The sequence below is a fragment of the Alcanivorax xiamenensis genome (assembly GCF_009846745.1).
Taxonomy (GTDB): Bacteria; Pseudomonadota; Gammaproteobacteria; order Pseudomonadales; family Alcanivoracaceae; genus Alloalcanivorax; species Alloalcanivorax xiamenensis.
In genome coordinates this window covers 1-25,338 of the sequence record NZ_AQPF01000012.1, presented here as the reverse complement: position 1 = coordinate 25,338, position 25,338 = coordinate 1, and the positions used below count along the sequence as shown (strand labels likewise).

Below are 25,338 nucleotides of genomic sequence, written 5' to 3'. Positions count from 1 at the left end.
GGCGGCAAGGCGAGATTCAGGATAAGACGATTTTTGTGATGGGGCAAAGTGGCGAAAGGAAGCTCCCGGCCACCCTCTCCCCCGGGCATTCAGTCAGTTACCGGGGAGGCACCATGAACCGGAGAATCCATTCCACTTATTGGGCGGTCAGCCCTGGGCATTGAAAGCCGCGTGATAGGTAACCACCCCACGCGGCAACGATGGCCCCAATGGCAGCACCTGAAAGTATTCAGCGGGAACATCAGGCAAAACCAGGCCTGCCTCCGGCTTGAAGCCAAAACGGGAGTAGTAGGCAGGATCCCCGAGGAGCACGCAGCCCGCCGCGTCAATTTCTTTCAGCGCATTCAACGCCGCCTTCATAAGCGCACTGCCGACACCGCGCCCCTGGCGCTCCGGGCTGACCGAGATGGGCCCCAGCCCATACCACCCCGAAGCGCCATCCGAAATTGAAACCGGTGATAGCGAAACCTGGCCGATCACCCTGCCCATTTCCACCGCCACCAACGATACGGTGAGAGCTCCCGCCTCTCGCAAGGCGTCAACGATGAACTGCTCAGTATGATCCGTGTGCGGCGCATTCAGGAAGGCGGCCGCCGTTACATCATGGATGGCCGCTATATCGGACGCGGCTTCCGCTCGAATTTCGAAGTTCATTCAGGGACTCAGCTTCAATTTTGCCCAAACAGCCCTTGGTACACCCCACAGTATAGCGCCCTAACACACCGGCACCAGCTAGAGGTCTCTCCTGTCCGCGGGGTGATTGACGCCGTCATTGGTCGGCACGCCCTCTATCTTCAATGGATTAATGCCTTCCAGACAGGCGACATTGAAACCATACTGTGATGGATTGGAGCGTCTTTGATGGTGCGTATAGATCCCGCAACGACCACAAAAATAATGCTTCGCCGTCATCGTGTTGAATTGATACAGCCTGAGAACATCCTCGCCTTTCACTATCCGGATACCAGACAGGGGCACCGAGGCCACTATCGCCCCCCTTCGCCGACATAGAGAGCAATCGCACCTACGCACTTCAGCCAGCCCGTCGGGGAGATCGAATTCAAGCTCCACCGAACCGCAATGGCATGTCGCCTTGTGTTTGGGACGAATCGGCACGCCATCGACTTCACGCAGGTTATCCATCATGGTTCCTTTCATTCCAATTAAGATCGAGATCAGGTAGCCCGGCGGCAGATAACCGGAAACATCAGCCCCCGACATTACAACGCTGATGGTTCTCCATTTCCCGCATGAATTCCGGCAGATCGGCCGCATCCGGCGATGCTTCATGGCCAATGTAGCCGAACTCTGCCCCAAGGAACGCCTTCAATTCTGCTAATAGTCCATTGGCGAAAGCTTCATCACCAGCATCCGTGGAAAGGCCGTAGATCACGTGACCGTCCTTGAGATAGAACACCATTGCATGCTCTGGCTTTCCCTGATTTACCGCTCTCCAGTATGCGGCGTATTCCGCCCTCTGGTTTGCACTGCAATACTTCACCAGCTCCAGGGCCTTCGAATATACGACGTCAGGGGATTCCGAAAATTGAGGGATTTCATATTCGTCAGCACTTTCTTCTCTGTCGGGAAGAAAGCAATTCAGGAAGTCTTCCACTGTCTTTTCATCTCTTTTGTCGGAGATGACGTAGATATCCGAGTATTCTGGCATATGTCTGCCTCAACGTACCTGTTTGCAGGGCAGGTCAAAGTCGACATGGTAATGCTCATCGTGACGCACCCAGGACCGCCTGGTGGAAAACTGTATGTTGCCACGCAAGTACTCCGCGTACCTGGTCTTATAAAGGTTCGGCTGTAACTCAGGGTCGAAGATAACCCGCCACAGCTCGTGGCCCCGTGACGTCGCTTGCCGGTGCAACGCCACGATATGAGCGGCCATCGCCTCATAGTCGATCCGCAAGCCCTCGTAGGCACTATCGCCATCAAACTCGATGTCATAACCAAAACGGTTGAGAGGATGGCTCGGAAGATGAACGGATTTCCCCTCGGAATCCACCACCGGAACCATGAAATCCACCGACAACCCGTTCATGTGAGTCTTATGAGGCTCGAACCGGCCGCCTTCCTTGAACCCGGTCTCCGCGTACTTGTAGACCTTCTCCGGTTGTTCCTTTTCCAGGTCCTGGTAAGCGGATACCACGATGTCTCTTACTTCGGAATGGACATAGGTTCGTCCCGCTGCGTGAGCCATGGCGCTGTAACTCTCAAAATTGCCGCCGCTCAATGGCAGCTTGACACCGCCAGCGAGACTGCCCTTTGACGTGGTTCCATAGCAAGTGCTTTCCTTGGCCACCGCCAATACCGGGAGAAGTAGAAAAACAACGGTGAGTCTTCGCATAGGCATCCTCCGCGCCAACATCCCTGGCACTCAGGATCGCACAGAAGCGTATTGAACGGGACACCCGTGGTCGTTCCCGTGTTCTGGCCTTCCTTTCCACCGGTTTAACCCGTTTCACTCCAGAACAGGTAGCGGGTGGGACCAGTCCCACCCAGGCGTGCTCAACTTATTCGAGGCTGAACAATGATCTTCACAGCGGATTCATTGTTATGGATCAGGGTATCGAACCCTTTCGAAACCAGATCATCCAATTGAATACGCTGGGTGATGAAGGGCTCCAGGTTGATCCTGCCCTCCTCCACCAGCCGGATCGTTTCCTGGTGGTCATTGCAGTACGCAATGGTCCCACGCACGTCGAGCTCCTTCATTACCACACTATGTACATTGACGGTGGCTGGATGACTCCAGATGGACACAATCACCACTACGCCGGCGGAAGCAGTCGCAGCCACCAGGGTATCCAGAACCTTGTTCACGCTGGAGCATTCAAACGCCACATCCACGCCTCTGCCCTCGGTGATCTTCATCACTTCCTCGACCACATCCACTTCGGAGGGGTCCAGAATATAGTCGGCGACACCGGACTCGGAGGCCTTTTTCTTGCGCGCGCTGCTGAGCTCCGTGACGATAACGCTCAGCCCCTTGGCTTTCAGAATCGCCGAGAGCAGCAAGCCAATAGGCCCGGCTCCACCGACCAGCGCCACATCACCAGCCTTGGCGCCGCTGCGAGTGAACGCGTGGTGCCCCACGGACAAGGGCTCGATCAAGGCAGCCTGGTCCAGCGGAATATCCTTGGAGATCGGGTGCACCCAACGGCGCTTAACCGCGATTTTCTCGGACAGGCCGCCACCCCGACCACCCAGGCCGATGAAGTTCATGTTCTTGGACAGATGATACTTATCACCGGGCCCGGTGGGCACCTCATCCGCCACAATGTAAGGCTCCACCACCACATGCTGACCGACTTCGATGTCGCTCACCCCCTCACCCACGGCATACACCACACCGGAAAACTCATGGCCCATGGTAACCGGGGCCGACTCCTTGGAGATGGGATGCGGATGGCCACAGGGAGGAATAAAGATCGGCCCTTCCATGAACTCATGCAAATCCGTGCCGCAGATACCACACCATGCCACCTCGATACCGACCGTACCAGGTTCCACGACGGGCTCCGGTATGTCCTCGATACGGATATCGCCACGGTCATAAAAACGTGCTGCCTTCATTATTCTGCTCCTTACGTTTTTGTTAACGATATCCAGCAAAATACGCACCAACATCGCTGTCGGCCGTCAGGAGCATGAAGTTACGGGATCATCTGAATAAGAGAAGGGAGCGTACTGTCTCAGATGCTATCTTCTTTACAGGTGTAACGTGCCAACTGTCACAAGCATTACAGGTGCCCCGCGCTTGAACTCGTCAGAGCCCAGGGGCCGGCTGATAACCCACTTGCGCAGCCCGAAGACACATATCGGCTCCTAGAACACCTTCTTGGCCACCAAATCCGGCGCCATGCGATCCAGACGTCTTGCAAGAATGTCGAGCTTGCAAGTAGGGACGGCCGGAAAGAGATGATGCTCAACATGGAAAAACATGTTGTAGGTGAGCAGCGCTTTGAACCTGCCTCGGATAGTTCGGGCCTTCAGCTTCTCCGCTTCACAATCGTGATGCACGGTCCACACGGCAAAGAAGGCCGTAAGACACTGCCCCGCGGCCATGGCCAGTACGTGATACTCCAGCCATTTAACCTCAAGGACACCGAAAACGAGCCCCACCCAGGCCACATTCGCCACCAGCTCCGCGAGTATCCAGCTTCGCTGGCGCCGACTGCCTACTTCGATGGCCTTCAGATGCAAACGCAACGGGAAAAACGGACCGATAAGAACCGCTTGCCACCCGGGCAACCGCGCACTCATCGCCTCAATATCTTCCTCCTCCATGCAATAGCGATGGTGGCGAAGATGATTAATCTGAATCGCGTGCATGGAACCGAGCATAAGGATGCTCAGCCCAAACATCACCCACTCCGTCAGGCGACGCGAAATGCCAAGGGCATAGTGATAGGCATTGTGGACCTGCCGTAGGCCGGTGAGAAAAAACATGAACGAACAGATGAGCGCAATCAGATATTGCTCATACGAGGCGGCCACCCAGGAACCGACCAGCCACGGAAGGGAAATACTCAGCTCGTTCAGGATTTCCAGACGATTGAGGGACAGTAGATCCTTCCACTCAATTGTGCGTAGGCAGTCTATTTCGTCCTTGTGCATTCCCCGTCCTTTTGGCACCTAACGTCCGCGAGCTTTTCTGGGTTTGACTGTCCGAAATGCAGGCCTTACTTTTCCCGCATTCATGCAACCTTAACCTTAAGGGGGCAAAAGGCAAGACCCACCCCCAACAGCGTCATTCCGCGACGGCCAGCCCGCCAGCGCGCCGACGGACCTGACCAAGGCCTCGGAAAGCGCGCGAATCATCGCCGACCACCTGTCCACCCCTTCGGCGCGTCACCCCGGCCTGCGGGCTCAAGGCGCGGCGGCAAACCCCGCGAACAGTACCAGGAAACCGCCGATCTCGGCGATCACCAACACCCACATGAAACCGCTTATCAACCACGCCGGCAAGGACCCGGCGCCGAAAGCGTGCGGCTTCTGCAGCTGGTTACGCGTGTCCTTGAGCGCGCCGTGCAGAATATAGCTGCCCACCGCCAAAGCGAAAAACAGCACCGACGCCAACACCGCCAGCACGTTAACCCACTCCGGCCAGACACTGAGCACCGCGAAGCGCTCCAGCACCAGACAAGCAAAGGCGTACATCAGGCTCGCCCGGTGGGCGATGTCCACATAGTAATGCGCCCGGGCCTTGTCACTGCCCCTGATCTGAACGTACTTCCACACCCCAGTCAGCAGGCCGACCAGAAAGAACAGCCCGCAACTCCACAATGCCAATGTGCTCGCCGTCATAGCGCCCTCAGTTCATCAACCAAGCCCGGACTATGTCACCAACCCCACCGGCACGCCTTGGCCGCGCGGCCCAGGGCCGGACCTGACAACGCAACACGCCCCTCGCTAAAGGCCGTCCCGGAGGCCTTCCCCCAGCCCGGAAAGCAGGGGCCAGCCCGGCCCGACGTCCGCAAAGAGCAACCACCCCAGCGCCCCCAGATTGGCCGCCACCACCAGGTAGAACACCACCTGGAACGACGTCTTGCGGGTCTTGTGGCGGAACACCCGCTGCGCCAGCAAAGCACCGGGCCAGCCCCCCAGCAGCTCGACCACATGCAGCCGCGCCTCGGGAGTGCGCCAACCACCACGCACCGAAGCCCGCTTATCCAAGCCATAAAGTGAAAAGCTCAGCACGCTCATCAGCGCGTAGAAACCGACGAACCATCGCCGTTCAGACTCAGGAGCGAGAATGGCCAACCCGACGAAAAACGCCACCACGACCAGCAAGGCAGGCAGGAATCGGTTCACACGGGCAATGGATGATCGCTTCCCCGAAGATGCTTTAGGTTTCATTGTCCATGGACCCAACCTTTCACGTTACGGTAAGCGGGATTCCCGCTCCCAGAAACGCCAACAGCAAGCCTCCTCCCCAAGACGGCAACGGACTGGATTTCCAGAGCATTGCCACCCAGAGGGAAGGAAACCCGCCACGGTTATCACTCCGTGGGCTTTAAGGGCCGGACCTTGCGTTTTGTTTATCTGGACCTGATTTTCCGACAAGGCAAAACGCAAGACCCTCCCCCGCGACCCGCTACTCTTGCGATAGGAGGCAATTTGGCGCTCGCCCTTCAGCACCTCCGGATCCGCTTCCGATATCCCACCAAAAGCGGAGAATGCCGAACCCGAGAACCTACGGCATTCCGAACTGTAGCAGTAGCCGGCGTATTTGAGGGCATCCGGAACCTGATATTCCACAGCGCCACATAGGCAACGCCCCCTAAGTGTCTTCTCCATGGCTCCTCCTTTGCAAATTCTTGACAACCAAAGCCAATACCGTACCCTGAACGGACGGAGCCTAGAAACTCCCAGCAGGCGGGCAAAACCGCACCCCGGAAGCATTGCGGTTTTTTTGTGCCCGAAATCCGGGGAAGCAAGTCAGGGTCGGGAGGTCCGACGAATACAACACCTGTCCGCAGGAAATAGTCGGAGCAGTACCTGTTGCTGTTTCTAGCCTCCCGACCGCCCAAGCCAAGCAACCTAGAAATTGCAACAGGAGTAACACCATGAAACAACGCAAACTCAAAGTTCGCAAAGGGCGCCGCTATTACACCCCTCAAAGCCAGCGAGGCAAAGGCTGCCCGAAAGTTCCGTTTCTTCTTCTACAGGGTAACTGGCTTGAGAAAGCCGGGTTCGGTATCGATACACCGGTGTCTGTGACCGTGGAGGAAGGACGACTGTCTATTGTGCGAGATAGCAGCCGGTAGACTTGAAGCCCCGGTCTTAGGCCGGGGCACTCCCGTCACCGATAGGCAAAAGGCAAGACCCGACCCCATACTCCGCTCGATTAGTCAAATCTAGATCACTCCTTTATCTATAAGAATAGCAATCAATTGCTGCAGGGTTATGTCTCCGCCTTTCACATAAACAGCCACATCAACCAGTCCACTTTTGGCAAGGTAGATTGACTTTGCACCAAACGATGATTTCGAAAAATGAATACTCTTTGCTCCGAATGCGCTGCTTGAAAAATAGTACGCATCTGCGCCAAAAGATGTTGGCGATACTTCTACAACAACATTTGCATCCTGTTCACTGGAAGTAATTCCGACCACTACCGATCCAAACCGGCTATCAGCAATATGTACCGATTCGGCGCCAAATGCGGAAGACGAGAAATAGATTGATGTGGCCCCGAAGGCACTATTTGAGATATTTATCCTTAATAGGTCATTTTTATCATTTGCGAATCCACTCTGATGAAAGCCCAGCAGCATAAAAGCAGTTATCAACATTGTTGCTTTTATCATTGTTGCGCGTCCCATTTGACTAGCCTCCTAACGCTCCAAACAGCTGCCGCCATGAGTGCCGGCCGTTTTTTGGCCGGTGCTTATGGCGGTCGGCTGCTTTGGCTTGTTACGTGTTTTACAATGTTGGGTAGGAAAGCTTTTCATTGTAGGCCTGTGCTTCATCTTCCCAAATAAGCCGCACAACATGCTTTCTCTTGGTTTGCATATGTACTGCTGCAATTAGTTCGACAGACTGATGCTTTTCCAAGCTTTCCAGCGGAAACTTATCTGCCACATCTGAATCGATAACAACATCATTTCCCTCTGGAAACTCTAACCTAACGTTTCTAGCAGTAGCAGCACCCTTATTCCAGATTTTTAGCCGATATTTGCTGCTTCCCAACTTTATAAAAGATGCTCCAAGATCGGCTCGTTTTTCTTTCAGTGAATCTTCGCTCTCTTTCTCCAACAGACGATTGTTCAGCTTTTCTTGGCTTTCAACGAGGGCTCTTTGCTTCTTATTGAAGCTAACAGTCTGCCAAGTTGCATATGCCGACAGAAGGAATGCTAAACCAGCTATTACGTCACCCACATCTATAGAAACCGGCATCACTTGAACCTTATATTCTTGCTTCCAGAAAATGCTTTCTTCAACGATTTGCGGACTTCAGCAGCAAAATCTTTAGTGACTTCCTTCTTAATTTCAGAGAGATGCTCATCGATATTTTCGCTATTCTCGCGGATCAGCTCATCTTTATTGAATTCTCGCTCACAGGAGGCACATGTAACTACTTGGATGGACTCATCTACACCTTCTTCATATGAAAACTCGGAGCAGCCACAAGTCGGGCATAGCAAACTAACATTTCTATTGTATTTATCTGGATTCATACGATTTCTCCGAATCGTGAGCTTTGCGGCTGCTTTGGAGCGCTAGCAGAAAAGCAGTCCGCAACAGCGCTTTGTTAGCGCAGAAATTAGAACGGAATATCTTCGTCGAAAGCATCTGGAGCAGTTGCATCCACTTTCTCGTTTGCTTTGTGGAGTAAGTCCTCATTTTCTAACAGGTAATCTATACCATCCGCTGTTATTGAAAAAGCGTAATACTCAGAATCATTATACTCGTGATCTATAGCAATACTCTTATCTAAGAACCCCACCCGCTCTAACTTAATCGCTGCCAAGCTCAGTATTCCTTGCTCAACTCCTTTTAGATCGTTGAATGTACTCCATACAGATACACCATCTGGAGAACTGGCGTAGCTTTCAAGAACTTTCGCCAGCAAACGATGTTCAACGTCGCCAAGTTTGTAGTTGTATCCGGCCTTTCTGCGAGGCTTTGCCTGAATGTTTAGGTCCTGAGAAAGAAGGCCTAGATTTGCCACTTCCTTCTTAATCAGCACACATGGATGATTTACAGCTGCCTCTAAGTTTCCGTCTGACCTACCGCCATTGTAGTCTGCGGGCGTAAGGCCCAATAGGTCCGTTGGAAAATGTAGGTCAGTGTCTCGCGGCTTAACAATGAAGCATCGTTCTTTACCTAAAGTGCCGACAAACAGGCCAAGCTCAAAAACGACATTATCTCTAACAATGTGTTTTTGTTGGTCTCGAATTTCTGCAATGTCATCAGGTGTGAAAATGAAAATGGCGAAATCCACTGATTCCGCCATTTTCACCAGAGAGTCAATCGTGTTTTGAGAAAGGTTAAACCCATGCTTCCAGACGGTGACCTCAGCCTGATGATCTAGGTTTACGTTGAACGCATCAGCTACATCCAGGCTTTCCACCGCTGAAGCTATAAATATTCTGGGTTTTCTCATAAAAATCCCTTTAAGACTCGATTCCGGCTGCCCGCTAACGCCGCAAACAGCTGCGGCTTTGTAGTGGATTGTTTTGCGGTAACGTAGCGTTAAACCGCAAAACAAGGAACAGAAAATCCGTCAGACTGATTTGCATTGTTAGCCACTTTTGCCGAATACCGCCAATAGACCAGTGCACGTACCCACCAAGCCCGTTAAGGCAGACATCCAAACAATCCAACGCGACTTCATTTCATGTCTTTCTTTTACTTCATTTCTTATTGCCAAACGCAGGTCTGCATAACCTCTGGTTGTTAGATACCAGTTTCCGGTTTGATGCCCCTGTGTCCAAAATTCATCTCCATCGGGATCGGATGTTGTTCTGTGCGGAACGGGAACCCTCAATTTCCTCGCTTTCCTCAGCATCTGTTTCGATAGATGATGATCTATCTCTTCTTCAACAAGGGCCACCTCCCAGTGCTGAGATTCTTTTAAATCGCGGACTTTTTCTCGATCATTTACTTTATATGCAGCTTGAATATCTTTCTGATAAGCACGCTCTACCGCAGCTAAATCCCAGTTGAGTTTAACTATTTTGGGGAGCGGTATTATTCTTCTCAGGTACATGCATAGTTTCATTGATCCGCCAATTGGCTAACGCCCGCATTTGCGGCTGGTTTGAAGCGCAGCGGAAAACCAGTCCGACAACATGCGCTTGTTAGCTGCTTACTCCATCAGCCTAAACCAATCTCCTACAGTAAGGCGAAGTCGAACTATTTCATCTTCCGCGAGCGGGCTGCAATGTGCAATAGGCCCTCTTAGGAGATTCAAGTTGTTCATGACTCGGTTGAAACCTTTCTGGCTATTGAAGAGATCACCAAATTTATCCCAGTTCTTTCGAACAACTTCACCCAGCTCACCAAACGTCGTGTAATCTAACTCGTCATCTGATCGCTGAGTAAATGCTGAGTCTATTTCTCGCTGGATATTATCCTTTACATTTTTCCTAATATGTTCGGGAATTTCTGCTTGGTTCCACCAGTCTTCACCGAGCTCTGACACCAGCTTTTCACTTACGATATTTCGTATAGATACTTCTAAGCAATAGAATAATTCATAATGAATTGCCATTTCTCTTGCTTCAGAACGTATAGAGTGTTGAAACTGCGGATAATATTCTTCATCCTTGTCCGATTCATGGCCTGAATCTCGACCTAAATCGATCTTTAGATCCTTCTCGACATAATCTAATGTTCTTTCTGCCATTTGGTTGGAAATGGCAAATAGCTTTATTTTGTTTTCCATATTATTTCTTCAGTAGATTTTCTCTTAAGCTCTTAAATATTGCATTGAACACCGCGACATCATCTGTCTTCGGCAGTACCAAATTTATGGTATAAGACAAATTGAGGCCGATTTCGCCATCATCGCCGGAAATACTAGTCTGGCCTACGGGTATGTTGACTTCCGTATCTGTACTATCTGGTTTTTCGTGAACGATATCTGCCGTAGAGACATCAAAGTCTGCAAACCCTTTCAATGCTTCAAATGAGCTAACAACCGCCTGAACAGTTTTATTGCCCTTCTCTGACCCAGTCATCTCCATAATGAGACCTTCCAGGTCGGCCTTGCTCAGGCTATGGGCGTACTCGTTTCTGGAATAAATATCTGCGTAGCCCTTTTTAATGGCTTCAGCCATAGCGGCTTTAGCTATAGAGGAGTTTGTGTTTCTAAACTGTTTGTATAGATCCGTTGGGCTTCCATCACCGCCCAAAAATCCAATTTTCTTGGCGAAAGAAATGAAAGCTCTTGCACTTCCCCCGCCAAACCCAAGTTCGGTAGCGAGGTAATCCTGAGTAAATCTATCTGGTGTTGCCGCAACTTTAATTTTATCTAGTATTTTACTGATAAGCCCTGTAGCGTTCATGTAGGGTGGATATGATTTTGCCATTCTAAATTCCTTCTCGATGTTTATTATTTGGTGCAGCTAACGTTTGGTTAATGGATTTGGGGTCAGGTCTTGCCTTTTTCTTATCCAGACCTAGTTTGCCGAAAAGTCAAAACGCAAGACCTGACCCCGCATCGCACATATTATATGCCCTTCAAAGCGCATATACACCTATAGCAACCGCCACTACGGCCAGTATCACTTTGGTAGTGATTGCAGCAGATATATTTGGAGTAACCCTAGCAGCCATAGCCTTGCTTACGTACCAATCAGGATTTGCCAGAAGTACGATAATCATAATCGTACTATGGGCAGCCACTATGAATGCCATAATGCTGACAATAGACATTTATCCCTCCCACCGCTTCAAGAGAGCAGCTCAATTTGACCCTTGATATAGTTTGCGTCAGCTGCGGAGAATCCCATGTTCACCAAACTGCCAAAGATCATCCCGAGAAATTGATTCTTTTTGTACCAGCCCATGCCCTGCTCTCGAACTACAGATGCCGCCATTTGAACAAGCTCATCCATGCTTTTTGGGGCGCCGTCATTACGCATGCTCGCTAAAATGGCTTCTCTTTCCGAGCCTTCAGTCTGCTGGAGCATCTGAATCTGCATCGCAACAGCGGCAATGCCCTGAGACATAGTTAATAGAGTGCCTTTAGAAGGCCCGCCGAAGAATCCCATACCCCCTCCTTTGTATATAACGCCGCCCGCAACGGCGAGTCTGGCGAGTCCGGCAGCCGAAGGCTGCGAATTGCTAGGCCTTGTTAAGCATCAATGTCCAACCTTAAGAAAGAGTGAGAATTTCTTGTCCATTTCCCTCATCTGGGCAACCAGCCATTTTTTTATCTCACTCTGCTCTCTAATATTATTTGTTCGCTCTTCGCCTGCGGGCATACCCACCAGCTCAGAGTCGAGAGTTTGAAGATCAACAGCTTTAGACCAAATTTCGTTATCAAGATAAGATGCTAGCTGTTCATTAAACAACCACTTCGCTTCTCTTGTTGCGTGAAGAAAATCACGCAATTTCTCGTCTTCTATTTTACCGCTTTGGGCAATGGAGCCAATAAGTTTTCGGGCGGCATTATAAACAGCAAATCGTCTTTCAAAGAGATCAAATTTCAAACGATTTTCAGCTGTTTTCCACTGCCTCCATGCAATATAGGAGCCGAGGATGGCAACGGTTGGCGTTAACATCGCAGCTAGAATTTGGGTCCAGTGAGCCTCAGACATAGCACCTTCTTTTTTGCTTAACAGTTCATTCAACGACATTTGTCGTATATCCCAGCCTACCGACCACTCCAAATTCCAGAATTACAATAGTCTTCAGCTATTTCCCCGCTTCCCCCGCCTGGACTTTTTCGACATTTGTCATTGAACCCGGGTTCGTATATCACTGAGTGTGGACAATGGGGTCAAGTCTTGCCTTTTGCCCCTTAGGAGGGGCTGCCTCGCAAAGGCAAATGGCAAGACCTGACCCCGCATCGCGTGTTATATTTCACGTTCTCCAGAGCCGTCATCGTCCTCTATTTCTGCATTTGCTTCATACTCAAAAATGTAATCACCAACGGGCAAGTACTCTTCGAACGCCACAGATTTCATGTGAATGTTGAAATCAAAAGTCGTCCCGGCCCCCGACCGAACTATATGCTTGGGAAGACCTTCCGGGTACTCAATAAGCCTTACCCGCATCGTCGGCGCACATTGCATGTTCGGATTGAGGTGACCGCTACAAGTAAAAGCATATGCAGGCCTTCGAAGTTCTACAGATAGCGCCCCCTCGTTTTTGGACTGACTGGCTGTGACCTCATGCTGAGAGATAACTTGAACAAGCGGCGTAGCCGTGGCTCGGGCCTTAACCAACGCACTGATTTCTTCAGCTGCGCTTTCATTCGACTCGCCTTTAAGTTCCTCTGAATAGCGAAAGAACCTATCCGTTCGATAGGCTAGCAACCTATTTCCAGAGGCTTCATACGCCTCCTTCTGCAGTTCGTAATACAGCCCAGTTGTTTGGCCCGACGCCTTTTCCCACCAATCCTCCTTCGCCTCTGACGTCACAAAGATAATGGGCTTTTTCTCTTTTGCGGCGTGTAGGAGAATTTGCCGCCACATAAAGTAATCGCCATACGGTCTTTCACCGTCTTTTTTTGCATCCATGTAACCAGGAGGAACCTTGTTCTCGACGCGACGCTTACCCTCTTGAGTCGCGGTTTGAAGGGTGTCGTCATCGAATGGTTCCCCTACCGCATTTTCGAACAAGTCCGACAATGTCTCCAAAATGGGATCATTCTGTAGAAAGTTGGGATGGTTCTCTCTTGCTTTTTCAACTTTCCCGCGAGCGGTAACGATCGCCGTATCAAGAGCTTTTTGAACATCTTCTGCTACCGAATCGGGAATTATACGATTCCCTTTGATTCGATTTATAGGATCGACAAAGCCAGCCTGAATATCAGCAAGCTTGCCTTCCGCATCGTTGAAGGAATTTCCCGCGGAAACAATAACTTTCTTCCTATTGCGGAAAAACTCTTCAGCTGTTTGGTGGGATAGCCAAATACGGCCGGCAAATCCTTTTAACGCATCCAGCAACGCATTTCGAGTGTCTTCATGATATCTGTAAAGATCAAGTAGAACATTGGCATCTACGGTCAGAATTCCTTCATTCCAAACAGCTGCGATTTCATCATCGGTCTGCGGATAACACCAGCCGTATTTCGCTCTCATTCAAGGCCTCCAGACACTTACTTGTGAAATCTAACAGTTAATTCAACGGCATTTGTCGTATATCCCTCTGTCGTATATCCCTGCCTGCCGACCACTCCAAATTCCAGAATTCCCTATTGGAATCAAAAGCCTGCAGATATTTCCTCGCTTCCCCCGCCTGGACTTTTGCGACATTTTTCGTTGAACTCGGGTTCGTATATCACTGAGGCTTTAGGGGTAGGTCTTACGTTCTGTTTATCCAGGCTTGGTTTCCCGAGAAGGCAAAACGCAAGGCCTGATCTCTCACCTCGAGGACATTCTCTAAAAAGCACCTTTGGCATAGGTCTTGGAGGTGACGCTGCCATCATCGTAAACCTCTCTTATGGTGAGAACATTGCCACTCTCATTGACCCTCCAGTAGACCGGAGCATCTCCCGGACGTGTTCTCCAGGGTCCCGTTTCGCTGGCCCATATAACTTTACCGCGCCGTACCTCGCACCGGAGATTCCAACGCGTGTTATCCACTCTCCTGATATAGGAAAGGCGGTAGTGATCTGAGGCCCACCGAACGCTAACGATGGACAATGGTTTCCCCATAATTGTTGACACGCCTGCCCTACAGATTTCACCATCCGTGAATTGCCCTTTGTCAGGCATTGTCAGAGCACCAACCGCAAGAATGACCGCTACACTCCCTATCGTCCCCCAGACCAGATACCTTTTAAAAGAAGAGCGCTGTCTTTTACTCAAACCCTCAGGGTTTTCCTTAAGTTGAAACTGCTTAAATCTTCTATCACTTAGATGTTGCTCCGTTACGATTTCCCCGAATTGGGAGGATTGCTCGGTGATCTCAGGCATTATTTTATTAAGCAGCTTTTTGAATTTGGAGGCATCATTAGTAAAGAGGATTGTTCGTCCGTCTGGTAAATGTAGCCTTGAAACTATGGCGCCAACTGAAATGTCGCCCAAAACAAGGAGCAATTCATCCCAAGGAAAGCTTTCCACCACAACCTCTTCCACCACACGCTCAGTGAGAGCCACCAACCTTCTATCCGTCAGAAGAACGCCATGTTTAGGATTAAATTTGGTTACCGCGTGACTATAAAAAGCCCAGATACGTTCTCCCGGATCCAATTCATAGCGTTGGCTATAGAACGCGATATCGTCCTGGCTTAATTCTGAAAAGAGCTTGGAATTATGAAATGAATAGGCATTCAGTAACGCTTCCACACGTGATGAGCTTGGCACTACTATATCCCCCAGTTTGATTAATCGTTGTTCACAGTCCAGTCAGAACCCTTCCGTCATAGGTATAGGCGGCCAACCTCCTTTGATACCAAGTATCCTGAGAACGAACAAAGCCATAGTGAGTCCTTCTTTTTTCTGTGATGTTATTTCCCCAAACACGCCTTTTCGGGACGCACGCTCAATAAATAAACGTGACACACATCACAAGTCAAGGTTCACCAGAGCCACGTTGCGCTTATGTCGCAGAAGGACAAAAGGGGACAGATTGGGTTTGGGTATGGGGTGAGGCAGCGCTTGAAAAGGGGGAAGGTGTAGCCAATGAAGGAAAAGAATTCGCGGGCGAGCCCGCTCCCACAGGGGGAGGGGCTCTGTTGCGAGGTTACTCGCTCCAGGTGAGGTCGAGTTCCCGGGCGGCTTTGACGTCGTCTAGGCGGCGTACCGGTTGGGTGAACGGCGCTTCCTTGACCATGTCCGGGTCGGTCTTGGCTTCGTGGAGGATGGCTTCCATGGCGGCGATGAAGTCGTCCATGGCTTCCTTGCTTTCGGTTTCAGTGGGCTCGATGAGCAGGCACTCCGGCACCAGCAGGGGGAAGTAGGTGGTGGGGGCGTGCTGGTTGTAGTCGAGCAGGCGCTTGGCCACGTCCATGGCGGTGACGTTGAGTTCCTTGGCTTCCTTGGCCAGGGTGAGGATGAACTCGTGGCTGGCGCGGCGTTCCGGGTAGGCGGCGGTGTAGCCGACCTGTTGGAGGCGCTTGAGCAGGTAGTTGGCGGCGAGGGTGGAGTATTCGCCGACGCGGATCATGCCTTCGCGGCCGAGGACCATGGCGTAGAAGTAGGCGCGCAGGAGGACGCCGGCGTTGCCCATGAAGGCGCTCAGGTGGCCGATGCTGGTGGGCAGGGTGTCGGTGTCGATCCAGTTGTACTCGCCGCTTTCTTCGTCCAGGCCCGCCATGGGGGTGGGCAGGTACGGCAGCAGGCGTTGGGAGACGCCCACCGGGCCGGCGCCGGGGCCACCGCCGCCGTGGGGGGTGGCGAAGGTTTTGTGCAGGTTCATGTGGATGACGTCGAAGCCCATGTCGCCGGGGCGCACCTTGCCGAGGATGGCGTTGAGGTTGGCGCCGTCGTAGTAGAGCAGGCCGCCGGCGTCGTGGACGGTTTTGGCGATGGCTTCGATTTGCCGTTCGAACACGCCGCAGGTGGACGGGTTGGTCATCATCAGGCCGGCGGTTTGCGGGCCGCAGGCTTGTTTCAGGGCTTCCAGGTCGACGTCGCCGTCCTTACCGACCGGCACTTCACGGACTTTGTAGCCGCACATGACGGCGGTGGCCGGGTTGGTGCCGTGGGCGGCTTCCGGGATCAGGATCTCGGTGCGGCCGTCGTCGTTACGGGCGTCGTGGTAGGCGCGGATCATGGCGACGCCGGCGAATTCACCCTGGGCGCCGGCCATGGGGGCAAGGGAGACGCCCTTCATGCCGGTGACTTCCTTGAGGAAGTTCTGCAGGTCGTACAGGCAGGCCAGGTAGCCCTGGCTGTGGCTGGCCGGGGCCAGCGGATGGCGGGCCAGGAAGCCGGGCAGCATGGCGGCGCGGTTGGCGCCGCGCGGGTTGTACTTCATGGTGCAGGAGCCCAGCGGATAGAACTGCTTGTCGATGGCGAAGTTCTTGCTGGAGAGGTTGGTGTAGTGGCGCACCACGTCCAGTTCGCTGACTTCCGGCAGGCCGGGTTTCTGTTTGCGGCGCAGGCTGGCGGGAATCGCCGAGAGCTGGTCCTCACTCACCGGCTTGGGGGCTTGGGCGTTGGCGCTGCGACCAGGGCGGGAATGTTGGAAGATCAATTTGGTTTCGTTGCTCATGCCAGCACCTCTTTCATAGCGGCCACGAACAGGTCGAGGTCGCCCTCGGTGTGTACTTCGGTGGCGTTCACCAGGATTGCGTTCTGCATACCGTAGTCCTTGGCCAGGCTGAGGCCGCCGAGGATGTCCTTCTCCGCCAGTTTCGCGAGCACGGTGTCCGCGTCCTGGGGCAGGAACAGCACTACTTCGTGGAAGGTGGGCGCGGTGAAGGCGCGTTCGACACCGTCGAGGGCGGTGAGTTTGTCCGCCAGTTTCTGGGTGTTGGCGTGGCAGTGGCCGGCGACGCTGGCCAGGCCGTCCGGGCCGATCAGGGACATATAGATGGTGGCGGCGGTCATCGCCAGGCCCTGGTTGGTGCAGATGTTACTGGTGGCCTTGGAGCGGCGGATGTGCTGCTCACGGGCTTGCAGAGTGAGGGTGAAACCCTGCTTGCCTTCCAGGTCCACGGTGCGGCCGATGATACGGCCGGGCATTTGCCGCACGTGCTTCTGTTTGCAGGCCATGAAGCCGAAGTACGGGCCGCCGGAGCTGAGCGGGATGCCCAGAGGTTGGCCTTCGCCGACGACGATGTCGGCGCCTTCAGAGCCCCACTCGCCGGGAGGCGTGAGCAGAGCCAGAGAGGTCGGGTTGACCACGGCGATCACCAGCATGCCGTTGGCGTGGGCCCAGTTGGTGAGGGCGTCCACGTCTTCCAGGCTACCGAAGTAGTTGGGCTGGCTGATCACCAGGGCGGCGTAGTCCTCGCCCTCGTATTTGCTCAGGCTGTCCGTCAGGGTCTGGCCGGCCTGACCGCAGAACGGCACGGTGTCCAGGGCCACGTCCTGGTTACGGACAATGGCGTCGCAGGCGCTGCGGTAGCGCGGGTTCAGGGCTTCCGGCACCAGCACCCGGTTGCTCTTGGATTTGCGGTTGGCGCGCAGGGCCATGAGCACCGCTTCGGCGAGGCCGGAGGCGCCGTCGTAGACCGAGGCGTTGGCCACGTCCATGCCGGTGAGCCGGGCGATCAGGGTCTGGTATTCGTAGATCACCTGCAGGGTGCCCTGGCTGGCTTCCGCCTGGTACGGGGTGTAGGCGGTGTAGAATTCCCCACGGGTGGCGATTTCCCATACCGCCGCCGGGATGTGGTGCTGGTAGGCACCGCCGCCGAGGAAACTCAGGGCGTAGCGGTCCTGTTCGGCGCGCTCGGCCATCAGCCGGGTCACTTCCATCTCGCCACGGCCTTCGGGCAGGGCGTCAAGGCTGCTGCCGGCTTTCAGGTGAGCGGGAATTTCATCGAACAGGTCCTCGATGCGTTCGGCGCCGATGGCGTCGAGCATGGCGGAGACATCGTCCGGGGTATGGGGGATGTAGGGCATGGTTGGCGTTACCGGGTGGGTGTTGGCGGGGGTTGAACATGTGTGGGAGCCGGCTTGCCCGCGAATAATCGCCGGCAAGCCAGCTCCCACAGACCAGGGTTACTCGCTGTCGAGCTGTTCCTGGTATTGGTCGGCGGTGAGCATTTCCTTGAGCTCGCCGGGGTCGGCCATTTTGATCTTGAACAGCCAGCCGTTGCCGAAGGCTTCCTGGTTGACCAGCTCGGGCTCGTCTTCCAGGGCGTCGTTGATGGCCACGACTTCACCGGATACCGGGGCGTAAATGTCGGAGGCGGCTTTCACCGATTCCACCACGCCGGCTTCTTCGCCGGTGGCCAGCACCTGGCCCACTTCCGGCAGTTCCACATAGACCAGGTCGCCCATGGCGTCCTGGGCGTGGTCGGTGATGCCCACCACGGCCACGTCGTCTTCCACGCGTACCCATTCGTGGCTGGTGCGATAGCGCAACTCGGCAGGAATCTCGCTCATTGTATGTCTCCTGTTAAAAAACGCTTACACGCAACACGCTTCACGCCGGCACGCCAACAAGGGCGATGCTGCAAACGTGAGGCGTGACAACGCGGCTATAGCGGTTTGTACACCGTTTTGCCGTTGCGCACGAACGGCGGCCGTACCACCTGCGCGGGCAGGTGCTTCTTGCGGATTTCCACCCGCACCTGGCCTTTGGTGCCGGCGGGCACCCGGGCCAGGGCAATGGATTTGCCCAGGGTCGGTGAAAAAGTACCGCTGGTGATTTCACCCTCGAACTCCGCTCCTTCGCCGTCCCCGGTGATGACTTTCTGGTGGGCGCGCAGCACGCCCTTGCCTTCCAGCACCAGACCCACCAGCCGATGGTGGCCTTTTTCCTTCTGGCGCTCCAGCGCGTCCCGGCCGATGAAATCACGGCCTTCGTTGAACTTCACGGTCCAGCCCATGGCCGCTTCTAGCGGCGAGACGGTGCCGTCCATGTCGTTGCCGTAGAGGTTCATGCCCGCTTCCAGACGCAGGGTGTCCCGGGCGCCGAGGCCGGCCGGGCGCACGCCGGCGTCCGCCAGTTGTTTCCACAGCGCCACCGCGTGATGGCCGGGCAGGATGATTTCCACGCCATCCTCGCCAGTATAGCCAGTGCCGGCAATAGTCCAGTCTCCGCAGTCGGCGAAGGCGAACGCGGACAGATTTTCCACCGCGTCATGGCGCTCGCCGTCCAGCAGAGCGGCCAGCTTGGCACGGGCCTGGGGCCCCTGCACGGCGATCATGGCCAATTCAGGGCGTTCGCGGATGTCCACGGCGAAGCCGCCGGCCTGCTGCTCCATCCATTCCAGGTCAGTGTCGCGGGTGGCGCAATTTACCACCAGCCGGTAATCCTTGTCGCCCTTGTAGACGATCAAATCGTCGATCACGCCGCCGCCCTCGTTGAGCATGCCGGAGTACAGGGCGCGGCCGGTCTCGATGCTGTCGACGTCGTTGGCGAGCAGGCGGCGCAGGTAATCACGGGCGCCGGTGCCGGAGACGTCCACCACGGTCATGTGGGAGACGTCGAACATGCCGGCGTCCTGGCGCACGGCGTGGTGCTCCTCGATCTGGGAGCCGTAGTGGATGGGCATGTCCCAGCCGCCGAAATCCACCATTTTGCCGCCGACGGCGACGTGTTCGTCATAAAGCGGTGTGCGATGACCCATGTTGAAGCCACTCAGTAAGGGAAAGTGAAGGATAACGAACCTGGCCGGGAACGCCTAGGACGGCAGCGCCCGGGGGTGGTTGTTTTTTGAGCTACCGAGAGCTTTCCGGTGGCTGGGAGTAACGGCCATTCGCGGGCAAGCCCGCTCCCACAGCGGCTTCGAACGGACAGAAGTCTCGAATGGATGGTTCGGGGGGCATAAAAAGAGCCGGCCCCGAGGGGCCGGCGGAGGGTGCGCAGAAGTAATGCACAAAGGAAGGGTTATTGCTTGATGGGTTCGCTGAGGTAGTTGAGGAAGGCCCCCTCAGTGGGAATGAAGACGTGAACAATTTCGTCTAGCTGAGCTATGAGAATATCCGCTGTCAGCGTTGCATCCAGCTTCACGGGCACCTGGCTGATTTGTTCAATTTGGAGACGCCCGTCTTCTAGAAAAGTAACGTCACCGGCAAGTGCCAGATCAATCTCGTAGCTCCGCAAATTATGGGTTATCGAGATGGGAACCCCTATCGCCGTTACCCGAGGAGCCAGTTTGGGCGCATCCACGTACAAGCTCAGATCGGTTATGAACCTGGGGGAATTCTCCCCGCTGACGATCCAGCCCCTGACACGACCATAATCCGGCGCATCGCATCCTTCGGAGGCGTCGCAGGTATAACGGATACGCATTAACTGCGGCCCCGTTGGCGCCGGATCCGCTTGAGCCAATATCAGATCGGTATAGATCGTCACGCTGGACAGGACCACGCGCGTCGGATTGATATAGACCAGCACACCACCGGAGTTCCATACTTCCGCGGGAACCTCGGTCTCTGCATAGGTGGCCCGGATTTCATCGCGTGATCGGTACCCTTCAATCTCTACATCAAGGTTCGCGTTGATATAAGCGTACTGATCGTCGGGACAACTCTGTCCTACATCGCATCCCACATTAGCGTCTTGTAGAAGGCTTCCCGATGCCGCCCCATCCGGGTTAGGAATAATATGGGCACTATTGCGCAGAACCTCCTGATCCTGGGACGGTACTCCTTCTTGATCATCAGCGTTGAAGTTCGCGTTCACATCCGAAGTCGGCAGGTTGCGCAGCGGCTGCAGGGTCGCGGTGGTGTTCGGCGCGCCACGGAAAAAGATCTCCATGCTGGGGCCGCCGTCGGTGGCCACCGGGGCATCGTCCGGGTTTTGCGCCAACATTTGCGTTTGCAGTGGCAGGCCACGGACGTCACAAATCGCAACCCCCGCGCAGCTGGCGGCGTCCACGCTGCCTTCCTGGGAGGGCAGCGTATACCGGTACAGCACACCCTCTTCCCAGGGCTGGTCGGGTTCGAAAACGATCTTGCGGCCCATGTAGGTCAGCTTACCCGTGACTTCGTCCAAGGCATTGCCGGCATCATCCACGCTTTCCACAACGAAATGGTCGCGAATGGACTGTTCATTCATTTCCTGGGAGAAGGTCACCGCGATGGGGCGGTTGGCGGCCAAGGGCAATACCGGCAGGTGGTCGTCTTCGGGTTTATCCTTTCCACCGCTGCCGTCCTGGCCACCCGCACAACGGCCCGCATCGTTGGCAGCCAGATTGCGGTCGGTGGTCACGCAGGGGAAGCCCGGGTAGGCGGTGAGCACCACCGGAGACTGTTGCTCGCCCTCAACGTATTCCGGCAGGCGGAAGTCCAGGGTTTGCGGCTGCGCCGGGTTGCCGGCCACGTCGGTGAGGCGATCGTCGAACAGCACCTGGTAATCGGTATTGTGCCGCAGTGGTGTTTCCGGACGGATCACGATGGAGGAACCGTCCACCACATAATCGAACTCCACCGGCGTATTCGCACCGAGTAATTGCAAGCTCACGTCCTTCTCAACGGACTGAGGATCCAGCGGATGATCAAACGTCAGGATCACCGGGTCGCCGGGGCGCTGCTTGTTGGTGTGGTCACCAGGCACCCAGGAGCTCAGCACCGGCCCATCCATATCCGGTTCCGGTTCGCGCGGGATGGTCTGGTCGGAGTAGGACTCCATGTGGAAGCTGAGCACGCCGTAGGCGTTCTCCACGCCCAGCACGCGCGGCTCCACCACGCCGATGGCATCGACCACCAGGCGGTCGCCCTCGACGATGGCGGTGCCCACCAGTTCCACTTGCATCAGGTCCTGGTTGAAGGCGCCGTTGGCGCGGGAGTCGGCGGTATCGAACGCCACGTCCATGGTCAGCACCAGGCGCCGGGGCGCATTGGGGTCCGTGCTGTAAGGGGCGTTCATCAAGTACCCATTGGCATCCGAAAGGATGGTCACGGTGACGTCACCGGAATCGAAACCGGCCGGCACCTGGCCGCCGATCAGCACGTCCAAAGGCTCACCGTGCAGCAGCGAGCCGCGCGGCAGGCGCAGTGGCGTGGTGTCCGGGAAGTTGGGGGCGAACGCCAGCTCGGCGAAGACATCGCCGGAGAGCATGGAGACGGTGGTGTCACCCAGCAAATTTGACTTCACCGGCACGCAGTTGATGCTCTCATTGTTGAGGGGTGACCGGGTGGTGTCGGTCGCCAGACAGCCGGCCGCGGGATCACCCGCCTGGGCCGCTTCCTGCACCATCACCGAACGGGGCTTGGTATCCAGCGGAGTGAAGCTGTGATTGATGGCGGTCAGCGATTCACCGAACAGACTTTTCACGTCGCCGGTCACTTCCAGAGTGACCTCCTCACCGGCTTTCAGAGCATCCACGGCATTGCCGTCGGCGTCCTCGCCGTCGGTGGGGTCCACGGTCAGGAAGCGGCCGCTGGCCAGTACGGTGGCCGGCACCAGTTCGCCACCCTGGGTCAGACGCACGGTCTCGCCATACTTCACCGTGGTCGGATCAATGGGCTGGGACAGGGTCAGTTGCACCGAGGAGAAGTCCAGGAACGGCAGATCGTCACCATTGGGGATGATACGTTCCATCTGGAACGTGGCGGCGCTGCTGCGTTCTTCCTTTGCCCCTTCCAATGCCGGCCGGGTGATGAAGACCAGTTGGCCGCCGGGCAGCAGGGCCTTATCGCCCTCCTCGCCGATCCCGTTCAGGGTCAGGGTGTATTCGCTGTTCACCGCCAGCGGCGCGGCCGGTGTCAGCACCACGCTCTTGTCGCCGTTGACCTGTTCCAGCGTCAGCTCGACGGCGCCATCCGGGCCCCGCAGGGAGAACTGGTCCGCGTTCAATTGCGGCACGGCGTCGGAAAACGCCAGTACCAGCGGCGCGTTCGGCGACACACCGGCCTGGGCGTTATAGGGGTAGCTGTAATACAGCGTGATCTGTTCCCACGGACTGAAGTCCACGGACTGACTGCTGCCGCCACCGCCACCACAGGCGGCCAGCAACGCGGCGCCACACAGCGCCAACACGATACGCATGCTCATGGGAAGCCTCCGTTAGAACTTCAGGGTTACCGAACCGGCGAAGACGTGAACGTCGCCTTCCGCTTCCACCCGCTCGTAGGATTGCGGGTAACTGGGCGAATTGGTGGCGTACAAGTCGAAGTCCCGCGGCCGCAGCTTCTGATACTGGTAGGCCAAGTCGAAGCGCACCGGGAAGGCAAAGAAGTGGGGATCATCGAATTGAGCGGTGAGCCCGAGACCGACGATCAGCTTGTCCGCATCCAGGTAGTTCACGTCCAGCGAGGCGTCGGAGTCCAGCGGCGATTTGCTGTAGGCCACCCCACCGGTGACGGTGTAGTTCGGCGATAGCTTGAACTCGGCGCCGACGCGCGGAATCACGATGTCCTTGAATTCGAGCACACCAATACCGTCTTCCACGGCCTGATCCTTGATGGTGTCGCCTTCGAATTCCTCTTCCAGGTCGGACCAGCGCTGCAGCTCCACGCCAACGGCGACGCGGAAGCGCTCCTTACCGTAAAGCATGCCCAGAGCGAAGATATCCGGCTGATAGGAATCCAGAGTAGTCACCGCCAGGGACAGGCCGGGTTCGCCGATGGTGCCGGGAATCACCGTGTTGGCATCAACGGTGGTCTTGGTATTGGAGTAGCCGCGATAGGACAACGCGGTTTCCAGGCCGTTGTACCAGCACTCGCCATCGGGGCAGAAGCTCTCCCCCCAGTCCATGTTCATGCTGAGAATCGGGCGGATCGAGGGTTTGGCGGAAACGTTCAGGGATTCATAGCTGGTCTCGCCACCCAGGGTGGTGGTGGCGCGCAGTTCCGCATCGGAATGCAGGGTCAACCGGGCGGAGGCGCCGGCGTCCAGGCCACGCCAGATCTGCGTGGCGCCACCGAGTACCAGGAACAACGGCTGGCGGCCATATTCGAAGTACTGCCCCTCGTTGGAGGTGGCGGACTCGAACGCCATCATCTCCTCGCCGTATTTCTCCACACCCAGCATCACACCCATGTAGATCGGATGTTTGAAACGGGTCATGGAACTCAGATCGGTTTTCATCCCCACCAGAACGTGCTGAGACGGGGAGTCCTGCAACACGTCGCCGTTGCGGATTGGCGGCGCGGCGCCACCCAGGCTGTTGGCGCGCAGCTCATGCTCCGCGTGCAGCAAGCCGAAGGTCAATTCACCACGGGGGTCCTTGGCGAGGTAAGCCGGGTTGTAGTAGACGGCGGAAACCTGGGTATTGAACAGGGAAAGCCCTTGAGCGGAAGCGATGTCGGACGGCAGCACGCCATAGGTCGTTCCGATGTTGCCCATGCTCGCCATGGCCTGACCACCGAGCATGCCCATGGAAGCTACCAGGGCAGCTCCCTGAAGCACCTTGTTCTTTTTCATGGGTACATCTCCATACAGCCGTTCGGGAAACGGCAAGACGCTTGTTATTCGAGGTAAAGGGATACCTGGAGGGGGTAACAATCTGCCAAGTATCGTCTACAGGATAACGAGAGGGAGACGCTCTGAGCGACCTTTAGTTTTCATTTGTTAACTGATCCTTGAATTTACTACTTTGGATCCGGTCATATAGGGCCACATGGTTATTTATAATTAGAAAAAGTGGCAAAATTTCGGAAATTTTCGGGAAAAGTGATGCGATTGCTACTCATTATTTTTATATGAAAACTCAAATAGTTATCATGTGTTCACTGAAGTGGCCCCGATTTTAGTCATACATTTTGCGCAAATCCGTTACCGGAAGTTACATAAGGGTTACTGGCAGTGCGGGAAGAGGCGCCATGGTATCTGCAACGCGGATGCATCCCCGGCACTAGCATATTCGCTTGCAAGCAAGCCTCCCACAGCGGCTTCGTAGCAAAACTGTGGGAGCTAGCTTGCTAGCGAATTTTGGCCTCCGGCGTTTGGCGCATTCGCTTGCAGGCAAGCTCTCACAGCGGCTCCGTAGCGAAACTGTGGGAGCTAGCTTGCTGGCGAATTACCGGCCTCCGGCATTGGCATATTCGCTTGCAGGCAAGCTTCCCACAGCGGCTTCGTCGCACACTCCGTGGGAGACCAGCTTGCTGGCGAATTACCGGCCTCCGGCATTGGCAT

General features: G+C 55.1%; 28 protein-coding genes. 1 reads left to right on the top strand and 27 read right to left on the bottom strand.

Features of this window, described 5'->3' with window-relative positions; translation table 11 throughout:
* Positions 1 to 147: 147 nt before the first annotated feature.
* The 9 genes from A6D6_RS09790 to A6D6_RS22210 form a co-directional block, all read right to left on the bottom strand.
* Positions 148 to 654, bottom strand: a complete 507-nt coding sequence (locus tag A6D6_RS09790) for a GNAT family N-acetyltransferase (RefSeq protein WP_159660627.1) — start codon at positions 652 to 654, stop codon at positions 148 to 150.
* Between the two features lie 78 nt (positions 655 to 732).
* Entirely contained in the window at positions 733 to 1,146 is a 414-nt protein-coding gene (locus A6D6_RS09785) for a GFA family protein (RefSeq protein WP_159660626.1), read from the bottom strand.
* A gap of 61 nt (positions 1,147 to 1,207) precedes the next feature.
* Positions 1,208 to 1,669 (bottom strand): hypothetical protein, encoded by a 462-nt coding sequence (locus A6D6_RS09780; RefSeq protein ID WP_159660625.1) that lies wholly within the window; start codon positions 1,667 to 1,669, stop codon positions 1,208 to 1,210.
* 9 nt (positions 1,670 to 1,678) lie between these two features.
* A complete protein-coding gene (locus A6D6_RS09775; RefSeq protein ID WP_236564063.1) occupies positions 1,679 to 2,356 on the bottom strand; it encodes a penicillin-insensitive murein endopeptidase in 678 nt (225 codons plus the stop codon).
* Between the two features lie 161 nt (positions 2,357 to 2,517).
* Positions 2,518 to 3,585 carry a 2,3-butanediol dehydrogenase gene (locus A6D6_RS09770; protein WP_159660623.1) on the bottom strand — a complete coding sequence of 356 codons (1,068 nt, stop codon included), beginning with the start codon at positions 3,583 to 3,585 and terminating at the stop codon, positions 2,518 to 2,520.
* A gap of 252 nt (positions 3,586 to 3,837) precedes the next feature.
* A complete protein-coding gene (locus A6D6_RS09765) occupies positions 3,838 to 4,629 on the bottom strand; it encodes a fatty acid desaturase family protein (protein ID WP_159660622.1) in 792 nt (263 codons plus the stop codon).
* 252 nt (positions 4,630 to 4,881) lie between these two features.
* Positions 4,882 to 5,319 (bottom strand): membrane protein, encoded by a 438-nt coding sequence (locus A6D6_RS09760; protein WP_022997020.1) that lies wholly within the window; start codon positions 5,317 to 5,319, stop codon positions 4,882 to 4,884.
* Positions 5,320 to 5,424: 105 nt separating this feature from the next.
* Complete coding sequence (locus tag A6D6_RS09755; RefSeq protein ID WP_236564062.1) at positions 5,425 to 5,826, bottom strand: DUF1294 domain-containing protein; 402 nt, start codon at positions 5,824 to 5,826, stop codon at positions 5,425 to 5,427.
* Between the two features lie 69 nt (positions 5,827 to 5,895).
* Positions 5,896 to 6,312, bottom strand: a complete 417-nt coding sequence (locus A6D6_RS22210) for a GFA family protein (RefSeq protein ID WP_439647236.1) — start codon at positions 6,310 to 6,312, stop codon at positions 5,896 to 5,898.
* Between the two features lie 269 nt (positions 6,313 to 6,581).
* On the opposite strand from A6D6_RS22210, the gene A6D6_RS09750 reads away from it, so the two are divergent.
* Positions 6,582 to 6,782 (top strand): SymE family type I addiction module toxin, encoded by a 201-nt coding sequence (locus tag A6D6_RS09750; RefSeq protein WP_159660620.1) that lies wholly within the window; start codon positions 6,582 to 6,584, stop codon positions 6,780 to 6,782.
* Between the two features lie 90 nt (positions 6,783 to 6,872).
* On the opposite strand, the gene A6D6_RS09745 is transcribed toward A6D6_RS09750, so the two are convergent.
* From A6D6_RS09745 to A6D6_RS09660, 18 genes are all read right to left on the bottom strand, one after another.
* Entirely contained in the window at positions 6,873 to 7,340 is a 468-nt protein-coding gene (locus A6D6_RS09745; protein WP_159660619.1) for a hypothetical protein, read from the bottom strand.
* Positions 7,341 to 7,440: 100 nt separating this feature from the next.
* Complete coding sequence (locus A6D6_RS09740) at positions 7,441 to 7,914, bottom strand: hypothetical protein (RefSeq protein WP_159660618.1); 474 nt, start codon at positions 7,912 to 7,914, stop codon at positions 7,441 to 7,443.
* Positions 7,914 to 8,195, bottom strand: a complete 282-nt coding sequence (locus tag A6D6_RS09735; RefSeq protein ID WP_159660617.1) for an ECs_2282 family putative zinc-binding protein — start codon at positions 8,193 to 8,195, stop codon at positions 7,914 to 7,916. The genes A6D6_RS09740 and A6D6_RS09735 overlap by 1 nt, the downstream gene beginning before the upstream one ends.
* Positions 8,196 to 8,281: 86 nt before the next feature.
* Positions 8,282 to 9,229 (bottom strand): TIR domain-containing protein, encoded by a 948-nt coding sequence (locus A6D6_RS09730; RefSeq protein ID WP_201303747.1) that lies wholly within the window; start codon positions 9,227 to 9,229, stop codon positions 8,282 to 8,284.
* A 33-nt stretch (positions 9,230 to 9,262) separates the two neighbouring features.
* Complete coding sequence (locus tag A6D6_RS09725) at positions 9,263 to 9,730, bottom strand: hypothetical protein (protein WP_159660616.1); 468 nt, start codon at positions 9,728 to 9,730, stop codon at positions 9,263 to 9,265.
* A 99-nt stretch (positions 9,731 to 9,829) separates the two neighbouring features.
* On the bottom strand, positions 9,830 to 10,408 hold the full coding sequence (locus A6D6_RS09720) for a Swt1 family HEPN domain-containing protein (RefSeq protein WP_159660615.1): 579 nt from the start codon (positions 10,406 to 10,408) through the stop codon (positions 9,830 to 9,832).
* A gap of 1 nt (position 10,409) precedes the next feature.
* Complete coding sequence (locus A6D6_RS09715) at positions 10,410 to 11,054, bottom strand: DUF5343 domain-containing protein (RefSeq protein WP_159660614.1); 645 nt, start codon at positions 11,052 to 11,054, stop codon at positions 10,410 to 10,412.
* Positions 11,055 to 11,205: 151 nt separating this feature from the next.
* Entirely contained in the window at positions 11,206 to 11,400 is a 195-nt protein-coding gene (locus tag A6D6_RS09710) for a hypothetical protein (protein ID WP_159660613.1), read from the bottom strand.
* A gap of 17 nt (positions 11,401 to 11,417) precedes the next feature.
* Entirely contained in the window at positions 11,418 to 11,738 is a 321-nt protein-coding gene (locus A6D6_RS09705) for a hypothetical protein (RefSeq protein ID WP_159660612.1), read from the bottom strand.
* 90 nt (positions 11,739 to 11,828) lie between these two features.
* The gene (locus A6D6_RS09700; RefSeq protein WP_159660611.1) at positions 11,829 to 12,326 is read right to left on the bottom strand and encodes a hypothetical protein; all 498 of its coding nucleotides are present in this window, start codon (positions 12,324 to 12,326) and stop codon (positions 11,829 to 11,831) included.
* 219 nt (positions 12,327 to 12,545) lie between these two features.
* Complete coding sequence (locus A6D6_RS09695; protein ID WP_159660610.1) at positions 12,546 to 13,775, bottom strand: PIN-like domain-containing protein; 1,230 nt, start codon at positions 13,773 to 13,775, stop codon at positions 12,546 to 12,548.
* 300 nt (positions 13,776 to 14,075) lie between these two features.
* Positions 14,076 to 15,002 (bottom strand): hypothetical protein, encoded by a 927-nt coding sequence (locus A6D6_RS09690; protein WP_159660609.1) that lies wholly within the window; start codon positions 15,000 to 15,002, stop codon positions 14,076 to 14,078.
* Positions 15,003 to 15,381: 379 nt separating this feature from the next.
* Complete coding sequence (gcvPB, locus tag A6D6_RS09685) at positions 15,382 to 16,854, bottom strand: aminomethyl-transferring glycine dehydrogenase subunit GcvPB (RefSeq protein WP_159660608.1); 1,473 nt, start codon at positions 16,852 to 16,854, stop codon at positions 15,382 to 15,384.
* Positions 16,851 to 18,209, bottom strand: coding sequence for an aminomethyl-transferring glycine dehydrogenase subunit GcvPA (gcvPA, locus tag A6D6_RS09680; protein ID WP_159660607.1), 1,359 nt, complete (start codon positions 18,207 to 18,209; stop codon positions 16,851 to 16,853). The genes gcvPB and gcvPA overlap by 4 nt, the downstream gene beginning before the upstream one ends.
* A gap of 99 nt (positions 18,210 to 18,308) precedes the next feature.
* On the bottom strand, positions 18,309 to 18,695 hold the full coding sequence (gene gcvH, locus A6D6_RS09675; protein WP_133492816.1) for a glycine cleavage system protein GcvH: 387 nt from the start codon (positions 18,693 to 18,695) through the stop codon (positions 18,309 to 18,311).
* A 95-nt stretch (positions 18,696 to 18,790) separates the two neighbouring features.
* Positions 18,791 to 19,885 carry a glycine cleavage system aminomethyltransferase GcvT gene (gcvT, locus tag A6D6_RS09670; protein WP_159660606.1) on the bottom strand — a complete coding sequence of 365 codons (1,095 nt, stop codon included), beginning with the start codon at positions 19,883 to 19,885 and terminating at the stop codon, positions 18,791 to 18,793.
* A gap of 260 nt (positions 19,886 to 20,145) precedes the next feature.
* The gene (locus A6D6_RS09665; protein WP_236564061.1) at positions 20,146 to 23,256 is read right to left on the bottom strand and encodes an Ig-like domain-containing domain; all 3,111 of its coding nucleotides are present in this window, start codon (positions 23,254 to 23,256) and stop codon (positions 20,146 to 20,148) included.
* A 12-nt stretch (positions 23,257 to 23,268) separates the two neighbouring features.
* Positions 23,269 to 24,627, bottom strand: a complete 1,359-nt coding sequence (locus tag A6D6_RS09660) for an OmpP1/FadL family transporter (protein ID WP_159660605.1) — start codon at positions 24,625 to 24,627, stop codon at positions 23,269 to 23,271.
* Positions 24,628 to 25,338: the final 711 nt, after the last annotated feature.

Excerpts from the sequence above, each read along its gene's own strand:
- A6D6_RS09790 (WP_159660627.1), bottom strand. The coding sequence starts at position 654 with ATGAACTTCGAAATTCGAGCGGAAGCCGCGTCCGATATAGCGGCCATC.
- A6D6_RS09785 (WP_159660626.1), bottom strand. The coding sequence starts at position 1,146 with ATGATGGATAACCTGCGTGAAGTCGATGGCGTGCCGATTCGTCCCAAA.
- A6D6_RS09780 (WP_159660625.1), bottom strand. The coding sequence starts at position 1,669 with ATGCCAGAATACTCGGATATCTACGTCATCTCCGACAAAAGAGATGAA.
- A6D6_RS09775 (WP_236564063.1), bottom strand. The coding sequence starts at position 2,356 with ATGCGAAGACTCACCGTTGTTTTTCTACTTCTCCCGGTATTGGCGGTG.
- A6D6_RS09770 (WP_159660623.1), bottom strand. The coding sequence starts at position 3,585 with ATGAAGGCAGCACGTTTTTATGACCGTGGCGATATCCGTATCGAGGAC.
- A6D6_RS09765 (WP_159660622.1), bottom strand. The coding sequence starts at position 4,629 with ATGCACAAGGACGAAATAGACTGCCTACGCACAATTGAGTGGAAGGAT.
- A6D6_RS09760 (WP_022997020.1), bottom strand. The coding sequence starts at position 5,319 with ATGACGGCGAGCACATTGGCATTGTGGAGTTGCGGGCTGTTCTTTCTG.
- A6D6_RS22210 (WP_439647236.1), bottom strand. The coding sequence starts at position 6,312 with ATGGAGAAGACACTTAGGGGGCGTTGCCTATGTGGCGCTGTGGAATAT.
- A6D6_RS09750 (WP_159660620.1), top strand. The coding sequence starts at position 6,582 with ATGAAACAACGCAAACTCAAAGTTCGCAAAGGGCGCCGCTATTACACC.
- A6D6_RS09745 (WP_159660619.1), bottom strand. The coding sequence starts at position 7,340 with ATGGGACGCGCAACAATGATAAAAGCAACAATGTTGATAACTGCTTTT.
- A6D6_RS09740 (WP_159660618.1), bottom strand. The coding sequence starts at position 7,914 with ATGCCGGTTTCTATAGATGTGGGTGACGTAATAGCTGGTTTAGCATTC.
- A6D6_RS09735 (WP_159660617.1), bottom strand. The coding sequence starts at position 8,195 with ATGAATCCAGATAAATACAATAGAAATGTTAGTTTGCTATGCCCGACT.
- A6D6_RS09725 (WP_159660616.1), bottom strand. The coding sequence starts at position 9,730 with ATGTACCTGAGAAGAATAATACCGCTCCCCAAAATAGTTAAACTCAAC.
- A6D6_RS09720 (WP_159660615.1), bottom strand. The coding sequence starts at position 10,408 with ATGGAAAACAAAATAAAGCTATTTGCCATTTCCAACCAAATGGCAGAA.
- A6D6_RS09715 (WP_159660614.1), bottom strand. The coding sequence starts at position 11,054 with ATGGCAAAATCATATCCACCCTACATGAACGCTACAGGGCTTATCAGT.
- A6D6_RS09710 (WP_159660613.1), bottom strand. The coding sequence starts at position 11,400 with ATGTCTATTGTCAGCATTATGGCATTCATAGTGGCTGCCCATAGTACG.
- A6D6_RS09705 (WP_159660612.1), bottom strand. The coding sequence starts at position 11,738 with ATGGGATTCTTCGGCGGGCCTTCTAAAGGCACTCTATTAACTATGTCT.
- A6D6_RS09700 (WP_159660611.1), bottom strand. The coding sequence starts at position 12,326 with ATGTCGTTGAATGAACTGTTAAGCAAAAAAGAAGGTGCTATGTCTGAG.
- A6D6_RS09695 (WP_159660610.1), bottom strand. The coding sequence starts at position 13,775 with ATGAGAGCGAAATACGGCTGGTGTTATCCGCAGACCGATGATGAAATC.
- gcvPB (WP_159660608.1), bottom strand. The coding sequence starts at position 16,854 with ATGAGCAACGAAACCAAATTGATCTTCCAACATTCCCGCCCTGGTCGC.
- gcvPA (WP_159660607.1), bottom strand. The coding sequence starts at position 18,209 with ATGCCCTACATCCCCCATACCCCGGACGATGTCTCCGCCATGCTCGAC.
- gcvH (WP_133492816.1), bottom strand. The coding sequence starts at position 18,695 with ATGAGCGAGATTCCTGCCGAGTTGCGCTATCGCACCAGCCACGAATGG.
- gcvT (WP_159660606.1), bottom strand. The coding sequence starts at position 19,885 with ATGGGTCATCGCACACCGCTTTATGACGAACACGTCGCCGTCGGCGGC.
- A6D6_RS09665 (WP_236564061.1), bottom strand. The coding sequence starts at position 23,256 with ATGAGCATGCGTATCGTGTTGGCGCTGTGTGGCGCCGCGTTGCTGGCC.
- A6D6_RS09660 (WP_159660605.1), bottom strand. The coding sequence starts at position 24,627 with ATGAAAAAGAACAAGGTGCTTCAGGGAGCTGCCCTGGTAGCTTCCATG.